General features: G+C 74.0%; 9 protein-coding genes. 3 read left to right on the top strand and 6 right to left on the bottom strand.

Annotated elements, in window-relative coordinates; genetic code table 11:
• The first annotated feature begins 159 nt into the window (after positions 1–159).
• The gene (locus tag AB0D99_RS04070) at positions 160–3642 is read left to right on the top strand and encodes a glycosyltransferase (RefSeq protein WP_362356626.1); all 3483 of its coding nucleotides are present in this window, start codon (positions 160–162) and stop codon (positions 3640–3642) included.
• Between the two features lie 135 nt (positions 3643–3777).
• On the opposite strand, the gene AB0D99_RS04065 is transcribed toward AB0D99_RS04070, so the two are convergent.
• On the bottom strand, positions 3778–4248 hold the full coding sequence (locus AB0D99_RS04065; RefSeq protein ID WP_362356624.1) for a peptidase inhibitor family I36 protein: 471 nt from the start codon (positions 4246–4248) through the stop codon (positions 3778–3780).
• 152 nt (positions 4249–4400) lie between these two features.
• On the bottom strand, positions 4401–5354 hold the full coding sequence (locus AB0D99_RS04060; RefSeq protein WP_362356622.1) for a hypothetical protein: 954 nt from the start codon (positions 5352–5354) through the stop codon (positions 4401–4403).
• A 610-nt stretch (positions 5355–5964) separates the two neighbouring features.
• Here AB0D99_RS04060 and AB0D99_RS04055 point away from each other — a divergent pair.
• Positions 5965–7386 (top strand): family 43 glycosylhydrolase, encoded by a 1422-nt coding sequence (locus AB0D99_RS04055; RefSeq protein WP_362356620.1) that lies wholly within the window; start codon positions 5965–5967, stop codon positions 7384–7386.
• Positions 7387–7419: 33 nt separating this feature from the next.
• On the opposite strand, the gene AB0D99_RS04050 is transcribed toward AB0D99_RS04055, so the two are convergent.
• From AB0D99_RS04050 to AB0D99_RS04040, 3 genes are all read right to left on the bottom strand, one after another.
• Complete coding sequence (locus tag AB0D99_RS04050; RefSeq protein ID WP_362356618.1) at positions 7420–8271, bottom strand: helix-turn-helix domain-containing protein; 852 nt, start codon at positions 8269–8271, stop codon at positions 7420–7422.
• A 304-nt stretch (positions 8272–8575) separates the two neighbouring features.
• Positions 8576–9397 (bottom strand): VOC family protein, encoded by an 822-nt coding sequence (locus AB0D99_RS04045; protein ID WP_362356616.1) that lies wholly within the window; start codon positions 9395–9397, stop codon positions 8576–8578.
• Positions 9398–9550: 153 nt separating this feature from the next.
• The gene (locus AB0D99_RS04040; RefSeq protein ID WP_362356614.1) at positions 9551–9922 is read right to left on the bottom strand and encodes a DUF2255 family protein; all 372 of its coding nucleotides are present in this window, start codon (positions 9920–9922) and stop codon (positions 9551–9553) included.
• Between the two features lie 286 nt (positions 9923–10208).
• On the opposite strand from AB0D99_RS04040, the gene AB0D99_RS04035 reads away from it, so the two are divergent.
• Positions 10209–12590: an excinuclease ABC subunit UvrA gene (locus AB0D99_RS04035; protein ID WP_362356612.1), complete on the top strand. Its 2382-nt coding sequence runs from the start codon at positions 10209–10211 to the stop codon at positions 12588–12590.
• 148 nt (positions 12591–12738) lie between these two features.
• Here the strand turns inward: AB0D99_RS04035 and AB0D99_RS04030 are convergent, their stop codons facing one another.
• Positions 12739–14091: an amidohydrolase family protein gene (locus AB0D99_RS04030; RefSeq protein WP_362356610.1), complete on the bottom strand. Its 1353-nt coding sequence runs from the start codon at positions 14089–14091 to the stop codon at positions 12739–12741.
• Positions 14092–14252 lie beyond the last annotated feature (161 nt).

Here is a 14252-nt window from a genome sequence, read left to right as displayed (position 1 = left end):
TCCCGTTCGGGGCGAGTTGCCGATGGAGCTCCCTGCGGCGGGCCCCGCTGTCCTAAGGTCGGGGGTACGGCGTACCGGCGCCGGGCCCGCGGGGAGCGGGCGGGGAACGGCAGGGCGCGACGAGGGGTCCGACCGCCTGCCGGAGCAAGGGGGACGGGCGTGAACGGGACCGGCACGGGCCGCCGTGGTGCGGGTGCGGGGCGGCGCTTTCTGATCGCCATCGGGGTCGACCGCTACCGTTCGTCACGCCTTCCGGACCTTCCGGAGGCCGGCCGGGACGCGGACCGCATGGCCGAGCTGTTCGCGGAGTTCGGCTACGAGCGCGTCCTCATGGACCTGGGAGCCTCCCCCCAGGCCGACGATCTGCGGTCCGCGGTCCTGCGGTGGATCCGGGAGTCCCGGCTCGGGCCCGACGACGTGCTCGTCGTGTACTACGCCGGCTACGGCTCGGTCGACGGACAGCGACTCCGCCTGTTCGGCTCGGACAGCGAGGCGGGCGTCCCCTACACGTCCGTGGCCGCCCACGACCTCGTCGGAATGCTCGCCGACAGCAACGCCGGAGGGGCCCTCGCCCTCCTCGACGTGTGCGGCACGGGCCACCGCGACCAGGCGGACGTGCGGGCGTCCGTCCCGGACGGCGTCGAGCGGCCCAACGGCACCTCGTTGCACCTCGTCGCGCACATCAGGAGGTTCGGCGACGGCGACTCCTCGTCTCTCGCGGACGCGTGGGAGGACGTGCTCACCGGTCCGTCCCCCGGGCCGCGGCAGCGCTTCCTCGCCCTCGCCGACGTGATGGAGGACATCCGCAGGCACTTCTGGAACCGGGAAGCCGGGCGGGGGCCCTCGTACTACGGTTTCAGCCAGGGGGAGACGGAGACGTTCTTCCCCAACCCCCGGTACGTGCCGGACCCGCCCCGCGGCTCCCTCGACCCGATGGGTGTGGCCCGGCTGCGGCACGAGCACCGCGACCACTTCGACGCGCGCAGCCGTGGCGTGGCGCACGGCGCCGAGCCGGGCGACTTCTTCGTCGGGCGGACGAGCGCCCTGGCCCGGCTGGCGGACTGGGTACGGTCCCCGGACGGGGCGGCGCGGCCGATCGCCGTCACCGGTGACCCGGGTTCCGGGAAGACCGCCCTCCTCGGACGCTTCCTGGCCCTCACCGACCCCGACAGCCCGGCCCGGCTGAACACCGCACCCCAGACCCTGCCACCGCCGGGGCTCACCGTCATCCCGCTCACCGGGCGCGTCGTCAAGGGACTGCACTCCCTCGCCGCCGACCTGGCGACCGCGCTCGGGCTCCCCGTGGACACACCCCCGCGGCGGGTGCGGGCGGCGCTCGGTGCTCGCACCGACCCGGTCGTCGTCGTCCTCGACGGACTCGACGAGATCGCCCCGTCCGCGTACGACCGCGAGCTCGTCGACTTCGTCCGGGCGCTCGGCAGGACGCCCGCGGTGCGCCTGCTCGTCGGAGCGCGCCGGAGCCATCTCGGCTCGCTCGGAGAGGACTTCGAGGTCCTCGATCTGGACGCTCCGGAATTCCGGGACGAGGACGCCGTGCGACAGGTCGCCCAGCGGCTGCTGACCCACGCTCCGGGCGATTCCCCCGCCGCGCGCACGGAGGTGGACGCGGACGACCTCGCCCGCAGGGCGGGACACTCCTTCCTGATGGTGCACCTGGCGGCCCGTGCCCTGACGGCGGAGAGCGATCCGCCCCGCTACGAGGACCTGCCGTCGCTGTTCCGGAGCCTGCTGCGGGGAATCGGCATCGGCGAGGCGCGGGCGGCGCGCGTCCTGTGCCCGCTCGCCCACGCCTACGGGGCGGGCCTGCCGGACCACCTGTGGGCACCCCTGGTCGAGGAGCTGACGGGCGATCCCTGCACCCTCGACGACCTGCGGCGCTTCCGTGAACAGGCCGGCGGGCTTGTGGTCGACAGGACCCGGCGTGACGGCACCACCGTCCACCGGCTCTTCCACCTGGAACTGGCCGAATACCTCAGGACGCCCGGCGACGTCCGGGAACAGCAGCGGTCCATGGCCCGCGGACTGGTCCGCCGCGTGCCGCTCAAGGAGTCCGGTGAACGCGACTGGGACGCCGCCGACCCGTACATCCTCGAACACCTCGCCACGCACGCGGCGGCCGGCCGGATCCTCGGCGAGATGCTGCGGGACGGCGCCTATGCGAGTCACGCGGAGCCGGAGTCCCTGCTCCGGGCTCTGCGCGACAGCGAGATGATCGGTTCGACCGGCTCCTCGCCCGGCACCGGGCCCGCGCCGGACGGCGCCGACACGCGTCCCGGAACGGTCCCGGGACCGGCGGCCGTCGAGGTGACGGACACCGAACGCGCAGCCGCCCGCGTGCTCTCGGCGCGGCCCTGCGTGCTGGTCGTCGCCACGGAATGGTCCTCGGGAAGCGGCGGACTGAGCACCTTCAACCGGCACCTGTGCGTGGCGCTGGCGGCCGCGGGTGCCCAGGTCTTCTGCGTCGTGCTCGAAGCCGACTCCTCCGAGGTGACCGACGCCAAGGAGAAGGGCGTCACCCTCCTCACCCACGCCGGCGCGCCGGGTGCACCCGACTACGGCCGGCTGACGCGCAGGCCGGCGCTCCCGGAGGGCACGGAGCCCGACCTGGTGATCGGGCACGCCCGCATCACCGGGCCGGCGGCCGCCCACCTGACGGAGGACTACTTCCCACGGGCGCGGCGGCTGCATTTCGTCCACATGGCACCGGACGAGATCGAGTGGCACAAGCTCGGCGACAGCGGGGGACGCGCCCGACAGGCGGAGGAACGTACCGAGATCGAGCGCGAACTGGGCGCCACCGCCCACCGGGTCGTCGCCGTCGGCCCGGCGCTGACGCGCCGCTTCACCAACGAGCTCTGGGGTTCCGGAGCCCTCGAACCCCTCCGCCTCGACCCGGGCTTCGACGCGGCGACGTTCACCGGTGCGGCCGGGCCCGAGGGGCCGGTGGACACCTCCGCGCGGCGCATGCCCCCTCCCGACGGCCTGCACAAGGTGCTGTTCGTCGGCCGGACCGAGGACGTCCGGCTGAAGGGCGTCGATCTGGCCGCGCGGGCCTGCGGGCTGGTGCACGAGCTGCGGGCCCGGACGGCGGGGGAGCAGATCGAGCTGTTCGTCCGCGGAGCGCCGCCGGAGCTGGCCGACGAACAGCAGCGGCTCATCCAGACGTGGTCGGGCAACCCCGGCCTGTCCGTGGTGGTTCGCCCCTACTCGGCCGACCCGCGCAAGCTGGAGTCCGACATCCTGCGCGCCGGGCTGGTCGTGATGCCCTCGCGTTCGGAGGGGTTCGGCCTGGTCGGACAGGAGGCGATCCTGCGCGGGGTGCCGGTGCTGGTGAGCGACCGGAGCGGACTGGCGCAGCTGCTGCGCGAGCACCTCGGCGCGGACGCGGACCATCTGATCGTCCCCGTCACCGGCGACTTCGACGCCGACGCCGAGGAATGGGCCGCGCGGATCGAGAAGTGCCTGGCCGGCCGCGAGGAGGCGTTCGAGCGCATGCACGTCGTCCGCGGCCGCCTCGCCGCCGGCGTCACCTGGTCGGCCGCCGCCCGCCTCGTCCTGGGGGCGCTCCCGCCCCGGCCCGGCCGCGCTCCGGAGGCCCTGGGCGTGGACCGGCCGGGGTAGCCGGCGGACGTCGGGGCGGGGGTCCGCTCGGGTGCCGCCTCGCCGCGGCTCGCGCCGCGGCGTGCGCTTCGGCACCATGGGTGAGCCGGTTCGGCGGGCGGCGGCCCGTCGAACCGGCTCCGAGCGAGGGGGACTTCAGCAGGCGTCGACCCAGCGGTGCGAGGAGACGTTGTCGTTGACGAACTGGCCCTTGCCCGCACCGGGGCCGAAGAACCTCAGCCCGGAGAGACCGAGGTCGGGAATCGAGTGGCCCTGGTGGAGGCAGACCCACGAGCCGGTCCAGTCGAGACCGTAGAAGAGCTGGACGTCCTCGGCACGTCCCGGGAATCCGTTGTTCCAGACGTCCGAGACCTTGTTGCGGCAGCCGGCCCAGTTGGCGTTCTCCCCGTTCCACCGGCAGTGGAAGCCGCCCGCGTGGGCGTGTTCCCAGGCGTACAGGAACCCGTCCGGTGCGGGTACGGCCGCCGGGGAGACGGCGCCCGGTGCCGTGACCGACACGGGCGGGGCCGCCGCGGGTTCGGTGACGCGGGCGTCGGCCACCGGCGCGGTCAGCAGGGTGAGGGCGGCGACGCCGAGTGCCGTCAGGAGGGCGCGTGTGGTTCGCATGGTTGTGTCTCCATTTCTCGGGTGGTGGCCGCACCGCCGTGTCGCGGCGCGGCCGTTGGGCCGCCGCTGGTGCCATGGGCCCGCGGCGGAGTCGGGGGCGGGCGACGAGGCCCGCCGGCCAGGAGGTTCGGGAAAGTCCGGTGGCCGGCCGGTCAGCCCTGCGGGCCGTCGCCGAGGAGCAGACGGGCACGAGGCAGCGCGGCCGCCCTCAGCCGGTCCCGCGCCTCCACGTCCGCGCGGTGTTCGCGCGCCAGGAGGCGGCCGTGGTGGTCGTCGAGGCGCCGGGCCGTGCGGCCGAGTTCCGACTCCCCGGCGCACCGCACCTCAGCAAGGGCGAGGCCGACCTCGCGGGCCTTGCCGAGGGGGTGCGCGGCGGAGAGCGCGGCGGCCCGGGCGGCCGCGGGAGTGGCGAACGGGTGTCCGGCGCGTCGCATGCAGAGCCGCCAGTCGCCGAGCGCCGCCGTGTAGTCCCCTTCGGCCATGACGCGGCTCCGGCGGATCTGTCGCAGGGCCTCCACACGGGTGGAGGCGCCGAACCAGGCGCCGAGGTCCCCGTAGAGCCGCCGCTGGGACTCCGCGACACAGCCGCGATCGCTGCGCCGCACGGTGCCGCCGCCGGGGAGGGTCACGCGCAGGCCGTCGGGCGAGGGTCCGTTGGCGGCGACCAGTGCCCGGGCCTTGCGGTCCGCCGGCAGCGCCGCGAAGTAGGCGCGGTTCGGGTCGCTCCGGGCGCGGGCGGTCCGTTCGCGACGCAGTGCGGAGCCGTAGCCGTGCTGTCGGGCCCAGGCCGTGTCGTCGAGGACGTACACGAACGCGTCCACCCCCTGGTCCTCGTCGAGCGGGAAGACCCGGTAGGTGAATCCGTGTCGGCGCATGCAGTCGCGCAGCAGGTGCTGTTCGGCGTCGTGTAGGAGGCGGTCGTCCTCGGTGACCCGCCCCGGCAGGCCGCCGGGGTACGCCGGGGAGGCCCGTTCGCCGGCTGTCCGCTCGCCTGCGGACGGTCCGCCCTGGCCGGTCAGCAGCGTCGCGACGAGTGCGACGGCGGCACCGGTGACCGCCAGGGTGGTGGCGACGAGCGGGCGGCGGGCACGGGTGTTCCGGGGCATGGGGGACCTCCTGCGGTGGTCGGTGAGGGAGTGTGACGAGCACCGCCCTTGAGGGGCGAGCTGTCGCGGAAGGGCGCCGGCCGGCTGTCGGCGTGGGGAGGGGAAGAGGCCCGTGCGCCCTCGTGGGGCGCTCGTCCGCCGGGGGCGGGACATCCGGTCGAGGGCTCTGCCGCGGCCGGACAACCGAAGTCTGTGCCGGGCGGGGAGAGGGCCGCAAGCGTGTCCCGGGCGCTTCGGTGAAGTCGGGATTCCCACCCCGCTGACCTGCGTGGACGCTGCTGTCCCGGGACGGGGGCGGAGCCGGGACGGGACGTCGGGGCCCGCAGCTGCGCCGATGCTCCGTCCGCCCTCGCCCCACGCGCAACGCGGCGGTGTCCGGGTCGTTCTCGTGGTGTGCCCCGCGTGCCCAGAAGGCGGGGTGCGTCGCCGATGACGTCGTCCGCGAGCGCGGTACGACCGGAGCCGAGGGAGTCGACGCGTGGACCACCGGAACGGGCGAGGAGGCGGACCGCGCCGTCCCGCACATGACCTGATCGGCCGGCTACGGGCGGCGCGCCGCCGGGCGACCGACGCGGCCCGCCCGGGGTCAGCCGCGTCGCGTCGGGTGCTCGTGGCGTCGGGCCAGGCGTCCGCCGCGCGCCGCAAGGGGATGGTGGCGGTCCTGGTGGTGGGAGCGGTGGCCTGTCTCGCCGCGATGCCCGCCGGCGCCGTGACCACCGCGGCTCCGGCGACGTCCGGGGCGCCGAGCGGACTCGCCGCGCCCGCCCCGAGGCCCCCCATCACCCCCGTCCTGGACCAGGACTTCGCCGACCCGGACGTCGTGAAGGTCGGCGCGGTCTTCCACGCCTACGCCACCAACGCCCACGGCAGGAACATCCAGCACGCCACCTCCACCGACCTGGTCCACTGGACCGTCGACGCGGAGGACGTGCTGCCCGAGGTCGGCGCGTGGGTCACGCTCGATCCCCCGAACCACGTATGGGCGCCGGAAGTCTTCGACAACGGCGACGGGTTCACGCTCCAGTACACGGCCCGCGACCGTGCGGGCGGCCGTCAGTGCATCGGCACCGCCGTGGCCCCCTCCCCCGACGGACCGTTCCGGCCGGTCGGCGACGGCCCCCTGGTCTGCACGCCCGACCAGGGCGGGTCGATCGACGCGTCGAGCTACACCGAGAACGGCGCCCGCCACCTGCTCTGGAAGAGCGACGGGAACTGCTGCGGGCAGGACACCTGGCTCCATGTCCAGCCCGTCTCGTGGGACGGCACCCGCGTCACCGGCGATCCGGTCCGGCTGATCAGGCAGGACCGCCTCTGGGAGGGCGGCCTCGTCGAGGCGCCCACGCTCGTCAAGCGGGGCGGCCGCTATGTGCTCCTCTATTCGGCGGGCGACTACCGCACCGACGCGTACGCGACGGGCTGGGCGACCGCCGACACCCTCACCGGGCCGTATGTGAAGGGGGACCTGCCGCTGATGACCACGACGTCCTTCTCGGGAGCGATCGGCGGACCGGGCGGACAGGACGTCGTGACCGGCCCGGACGGCAGGGACCGGATCCTCTTCCACGGCTACGGCACCGACCGCTCACGACGCGTGCTCCACATCGCCGACCTGGGGTTCGCGGACGGCCGTCCGGTCGTGCGCGGCAGCAAGGTCCCCCACGAGGCCGAGCTCGCCCGTGTGCACCGGGCGACCGTCCGCGAGGCGAAGGACGCCTGGGGCGGCCGGGCCGTCGGGTACATCGACCATCCCGACAGCTTCGTGGAGTTCCGTGTCTTCGCCGCCTCCTCCGGGCCGCACACCCTGACCGTGCGGTACGGAAACGGCTCGCTCGACGGCTCCGGCGCACCCGCGGCGGCGACGCACGCGCTGACGGTCAACGGTGCGGACTCCGGGGTCGTCGCCTACCCGTACACGGGCTGGGACGCGTGGACGGCGCGGGAGGTGCCGGAGGAGCTGCGCGCGGGGTGGAACACCGTGCGCCTCGCGAAGGGGGAGCGCCACACGGAGCTGGACGCGGTGGAGGTGGCGTAGCCCCGTCCCGCGTCACCGCGAGGAGGCCGGGCGTCAGGCCCACTTCTGACGGGGCGTCCGGTCGCATGCCAGGACCTGGACGCCTCCGGCGCTGTCGTCCAGGCAGCGCCGGGTCGTGGTGTTCCTGACCTCGACCGCCTCGTCGTCCCCGGCGCTGACGGTCCACCGCTGGGACGCGGACGGGCCGCAGGGCACGGTGCGCAGTCCGTCGGGATGGTGGTCCAGGCACTCGCCCGTCGCGTGGTTCCTCAGCTGCACGCTGCCGTCCGTCGTCGGGCGGACGGTCCAGCGCTGGTACGACATCCCGTTGCAGGCGTAGGACCGGGTGCCCATGTCGAGGCTGTCGTCGAGGCAGGCCCCCGTCGCGCGGCTCACGAAGATCCGGGGAGCGTCCGACGAGGCCGACGCGCCGTGCGCGGCCGGGAGCGCGCCCTCACCGGGTGTGGGGGACCGCCACTCCACGAGTGCGGCGCTCCCGGCTCCCAGGACGAGCCCGAGCACGGTGCCGGCCAGCGCCCAGGCGGTGCGCCCGCCCAGGACGGGGAGCCGGCGTCGCGGCGCGCCGGGCGGCGCGCCGTCGCCGGTCTTCGCGGTGTCCGCCTCACGCGGACCGGGGCCGTGTGTCTGTCCGCGCTGGCTCCGGTCCGCGGCCTCCCACAGGAGGCGGAGGTCGGCGGGGTCGCCGTCGAGCGCCTTGCACAGGTCGCGGACCGTCGCCCACGGGGGAACGGTGGTGCCGCGGAAGTACCGGGACAGCGACGAGTCACTGATGCGGACACTCGTTTCGAGGGAACGCAAGGTGCATCCGGAGCGCCGCTGCAGCTCGCGCAGCGCCCGGCCCAGGGCGCGGGCCGGATCCTCGTCGTCGGGCCGGTCGGCGGCCAAGGGCGTCCTTCTGTCCGGGCCGCACGTGAGGGTGCGGTCGACCGGCCCCGTCGTCGGGGCATGGGGTGTCACAGCAGGTCAGAACCCTAGGGCGCGGCAGATCTCGGCGGCAACCGGACGCACTCTCCCGAGGGAGCGCGAGGCCGCGCGTTGACGCGGGCCGGTCCGCGGCCTCACCACGGCGCCCGGCGCCGCTCCCCGGTCCGGCCCACCGGACGCTCCCTGGGTCGTTACGGAAGGTCTCGCCCGACTCGCCGTCGAGCCCCGCCCACGCGGGCGGACGGCGATACCTTCCGGACACTCCCTAGGACTCGCTCGGGGGAGGCGTCAGGACGACGAAGTCCGCGCCGGCCGGGTCGACGCAGACGGCCAGCCGCCCGACGCCCTCCGCGTCGTCCGGTCCCATCTGGAGGGTGCCGCCGTTCTGGGTGACCCTGGCGACGGCGGCGTCGCAGTCCGTGACGTTGAAGACCGGGTGCCAGTACGGCCGTCCGCCGGCCAGCGTGAGCGCCTCGGCGGGCATCTCCATGAGCCCGCCGTGCATCCGCTCCTCGGGCAGTCCGGCGGGGGTGATGAGGCTGTAGGTCCCTCCGCCGCCCGGCAGTTCCATGTCACCGAACTGCCAGCCGAGCACCCCGCCGTAGAACTCCTTGGCGGCCGCGGCGTCCGTCGTGTACAGCTCGGTCCAGGACAGGGAGCCCGGCTCGTCCATGAGCTCGACTCCCGTGTCCGATCCGGGCTGCCAGACGGCGAACTGGCCTCCCAGCGGATCGCTGTACTGAGCCATCCGGCCCCACTCGCCGAGGTCCCTCGGCGCCACCCGCACCGTGCCGCCGGCCCGCTCGACCGCTTGCGTCGTGGCGTCCGCGTCGGCGACGTCGTAGTAGATCATCCAGGCCGAGCGGGCGCCCTCCTCGGTGAGCTTGCCGAGGCCGGCGACGATCTTGCCGTCCTTCCGGAACATCCCGCCTTCCATGTCCTCCCCGCCCTCCATGTCCTCCGCACCCTCCATGGGCTCGTAGTCCCACCCCAGCACGGCGCCGTAGAAGGCGGCGGCGGCCGGGACGTCGGGGGCGCCGAGGTCGATCCAGCAGGGGGAGCCGGGGACGAAGTCGGTGGTGATCATGAAAATGTCCTTTCGCAGCGCATATGTCCCTACCCTGGCACGCGCCATCGTCCCCCGCCGCCCGGCCGCGCCGCGCACCCCCGAGGCCCCTCCGGACGGCCGCGGCGCCGCGCGAGCGGCGACCCGGTCGCGCCGCGTCACGCCTCGATCGGGTCAGCGGGGTACGAGCCGCAGGGTGGCGGCGCGGGACAGCGGGGTCAGGACGGTGTCGACGATGCCGGTGTAGTGCCCGTACTTCGCCCGGTAGGCCGCGTCGACGCGCTCGTACGTCGAGGGGTCGGCGTCCTGGAAGGTGACGTCCTTGGTGATGCCGCCCGCGCTGACGCGCCCTCGGTACCGCGTCCGGGTGCCGCGGAACCACGGACCCTCGCGGCCCTTGACGGACCGCACGTAGACCAGGTCGCCGTCCCGCACCATCCACATGGTGACCGGGGCGCGCAGCGATCCGTCGCCGCGCTCCGACTCGAGCTCGATCTCCTCGGCCGCCCCGATGCGGTCGAGTTCGGCATCGGTCCATGCCGTCATGGCGGTCTCCCGTGGTCGGCGTCCTGCTGCGTGATCATCACTCTGCACGCACGGGCGGAGAGGCGCTCGTCGGCGGGGCCGCCGTGCCGGAGGTCGTGGCGCCCGACCGGTTCGCCGTCGTCCGGGCAGGCGCGACCGGCGGAGCGCGACCGATCAGGAATCGAGAAGCGTGGACCCCGCACCGCCACTAGCGTGACCCGTACGGAGACGGCACCGTCCACGCGAGCCGGGCGACGCCGGCCGAGGCCCCGAGGCGGCCCGCCCAACAGATGGAGACACGAAGAGCATGGCCAAGAGGACGAACACGCAGCCGCCCGCGCCGCGCGGCACCGACAGCCACGACGTGATCCGTGTGCTCGGCGCCCGCGAGAACAACCTCAAGGACGTCAGCGTCGAGATCCCGAAGCGTCGGCTGACGGTGTTCACGGGTGTCTCGGGCTCCGGCAAGAGTTCGCTGGTCTTCGACACGATCGCCGCGGAGTCCCAGCGGCTGATCAACGAGACGTACAGCGCCTTCGTCCAGGGCTTCATGCCGACCCTCGCGCGGCCCGACGTCGACGTCCTCGAAGGGCTGACGACCGCCATCAGCGTCGACCAGCAGCGGATGGGGGCCGACCCCCGCTCCACGGTCGGCACCGCGACCGACGCCAACGCGATGCTGCGCATCCTCTTCAGCCGCCTCGGCAAGCCGCACATCGGCCCGCCCAGCGCCTACGCCTTCAACGTGCCCACGGTCCGGGCCGCCGGTGCCATCACCGTCGAGCGCGGCGAACGCAAGGCGGTGAAGGCGACCTTCAGCCGAACCGGCGGCATGTGCCCGCGCTGCGAGGGCCGCGGCTCCGTCACCGACCTCGACCTCGCCCAGCTCTACGACGACTCCAAGTCGCTCGACGAGGGCGCGCTGACCATCCCCGGCTACAAGCAGGGCGGATGGAACTACCGGCTGTACAGCGAGTCGGGCCTCTTCGCCCCCGACAAGCCCATCCGCCGGTTCACCAAGCGTGAGCTGCACGCCTTCCTGCACCACGAGCCGACCCGGATGAAGATCGCGGGCATCAACATGACCTACGAGGGTCTGATCCCGCGGATCCAGAAGTCGATGCTCGCCAAGGACAAGGAGGGGATGCAGCCCCACATCCGCGAGTTCGTGGAGCGGGCCGTCACCTTCACCACCTGCCCGGAGTGCGACGGCACGCGGCTCGCCGAGGGCGCCCGCTCGTCGAAGATCAAGCGGATCAGCATCGCCGACGCCTGCGCGATGCAGATCAGCGACCTGGCCGAATGGGTCCGAGGTCTCAAGGAGCCGTCGGTGGCACCCCTGCTCGCCGCGTTGCGCCACACCCTCGACTCCTTCGTCGAGATCGGGCTCGGCTACCTCTCGCTCGACCGGCCGGCGGGCACGCTGTCCGGTGGCGAGGCGCAGCGCGTCAAGATGATCCGCCACCTCGGGTCCGCGCTCACCGACGTCACGTACGTCTTCGACGAGCCGACGATCGGACTGCACCCGCACGACATCCAGCGCATGAACGACCTGCTGCTGCGGCTGCGCGACAAGGGCAACACCGTCCTCGTCGTGGAGCACAAGCCGGAGGCGATCGCGATCGCCGACCACGTCGTCGACCTCGGCCCCGGCGCCGGCACGGCGGGCGGCACCGTCTGCTTCCAGGGGACCGTGGAGGAACTGCGCGCCGGGGACACCGTCACCGGCCGCCACCTCGACGACCGGGCCACCGTCAAGGAGACGGTGCGCCGGCCCACCGGCGCCCTGGAGATCCGCGGAGCGACGGCGAACAACCTGCGGAAGGTCGACGTCGACATCCCGCTCGGCGTGCTCGTCGTCGTCACCGGCGTCGCCGGCTCTGGCAAGAGCTCCCTGGTCCACGGATCCATCCCGGCGGGCGAGGACGTGGTCGCGGTCGACCAGAGCCCGATCCGCGGCTCGCGGCGCAGCAACCCCGCGACCTACACCGGACTGCTCGAACCGATCCGCAAGGCGTTCGCGAAGGCCAACGACGTGAAGCCGGCGCTGTTCAGCGCCAACTCCGAGGGCGCCTGTCCCACCTGCAACGGCGCCGGTGTCATCTACACCGACCTGGCCATGATGGCCGGTGTCGCCACCACCTGCGAGGACTGCGAGGGCAAGCGGTTCCAGGCGTCCGTGCTGGAGTACCGCCTCGGCGGACGCGACATCAGCGAGGTGCTCGCGATGTCCGTGGACGAGGCCGAGGAGTTCTTCGGAGCGGGAGAGGCCCGCACCCCCGCGGCGCACAAGATCCTCGAACGCCTCTCCGACGTCGGCCTGGGCTACCTCACCCTCGGCCAGCCGCTCACCACGCTCTCCGGCGGCGAGCGGCAGCGGCTGAAGCTGGCCACGCACATGGCGGAGAAGGGCGGCGTCTACGTCCTCGACGAGCCGACGACCGGCCTCCACCTCGCTGACGTGGAGCACCTGTTGGGGCTGCTCGACCGGCTCGTCGACGCCGGGAAGTCGGTCATCGTCATCGAGCACCACCAGGCGGTGATGGCGCACGCCGACTGGATCATCGACCTCGGCCCCGGTGCCGGCCACGACGGCGGCCGGGTCGTCTTCGAGGGCACACCGGCCGACCTCGTCGCCGACCGCTCCACCCTCACGGGCGAGCACCTCGCGGCCTACGTCGGCGGCTGACCCGCACCGCCCGGTCCGAAGGGGTGTCCGGCGGATCCCGGCCGGACACCCCTCGGCCATGCAGACCGGCCTGCCGAGTGACGACGATCCTGTGGATCGTCGAGATCCTCGAATCCCAGGCTCCCGGCGCGCTGCCGCTCCGCCGACCTCAGTCGAGGAACTCCCCGTCGCGGGCGACGACGACTCCGCCGTGCACGACCATGTCGCGCCGCGGCATGTCCACCACGACCTGGGGCAGGCACTCGCCCCGTACCAGGACGAAGTCGGCCGGGGAGCCCGGCTCCAGGTCCGCGTGGGCGAGCCCCATGACGTCGGCGCCTCCGTGGGCGGCGACGCGGTAGCAGTTCGTCAGCTCCTCGTCGAGGCGTACGTCCGTCACCCAGCCGAGCAGGTGCGCGCGGTGCAGCATGTCGGCGTTGCCGAACGGGCTCCAGGAGTCGCGCACACCGTCGGAGCCGAGGCCGACGCGCACGCCGTGCTCGCGCAGCCGGGCGATCGGCAGCACGAGGGAGTCGGACGGCGCGACCGTGGTCAGGGCGATGTCCTGGTCGCCCAGGTCGGCGGCGAGGGCGCCGAGTTCGCCGTCGGTCAGGCCCGGCAGGCAGAAGACGTGGCTCACCGTGACCTTGCCGGCCAGGGACAGGGCGCGCGTGCGGTCGATGATGCCGCGCATGGCCTTGATCCCCTTCTCGCCGCGGTCGTGCAGATGGATGTCCACACCGACACCGTGCCGGTCCGCGATGCCGAAGACGAGGTCGAGCTGCTCGTCGAGGGCATCGTCGAAGCCGATCGGGTCGATGCCGCCGATCATGTCGATGACGCCGGTGCGCGCGGCCTCTTCGAGAAGCTCCGCCGTGCCCGGGGTGCGGACCACGCCGTGCTGCGGGAAGGCGACGATCTGGACGTCGAGGGCGTGGCGCAGCCGCTGTCGAGCCTCCGCGACGCCCTCGACACCCGCGAGCCCGTACGCCGGAGCCACGTCGGCGTGGGCTCGCATGGCCCGGGTGCCGCGGGTGACGGCGTGGGACATCAGTCCGTACGCGCGCTCCGCGACGGAGCGGCGCTGGCCGCGGAACAGCTCCACGTCCTGGGCGACGTAGTCGGCGATGCCGCTCGCCGGCTTCCGGGACACCCAGGAGCCGCCCCAGGTCGTCTTGTCGGGGTGGATGTGCGCGTCCACGAGCGAGGGAAGGGCGATCCGGCCGCCTCCGTCGACGACCTTCGCTCCGCGCGGGGCGGGTCCGTCGACGATCCGCCCGTCGACGACCACGAGGTCCGTGGGCCCGGCCGCGCCGAACGGGCGGACGCCGCGGAAGACCACGGCCTTGTCGCGGCCGCCCTTGGCACCGGGCGCGGCTGCCGTCGACGCTTCGGCGGTGACGGCCGCGGCCTCGGCGGGGGTGCCGACGGCCCATGTGGCCGTGGTGCTCGCGAGGGCGGCGGCACCGGCGAGCATCGTGCGACGGGAGAGGGCGCTGGGGGAGGGCGATGACGGCTGCACGGGGGCTCCTTCGGAGGGACGGGTGGTGCGGGGGACGGGGGTCTGGGGCGCCGACCGGGAAGGCGGACGGCGGCGGCGCGCGGCGGAGTCGGCGGGCCGCGCCGCGGGTCGGGGTTCGGGCCGCGCCAGGGGTCGGGACGGGGGTCATCGTGCGGGCGGCG

It is taken from the genome of Streptomyces sp. NPDC047971, from assembly GCF_040653355.1.
GTDB lineage: Bacteria > Actinomycetota > Actinomycetes > Streptomycetales > Streptomycetaceae > Streptomyces.
Note: the sequence above shows the minus strand (reverse complement) of the source record. Positions and strands in the feature narration are given on the sequence as shown.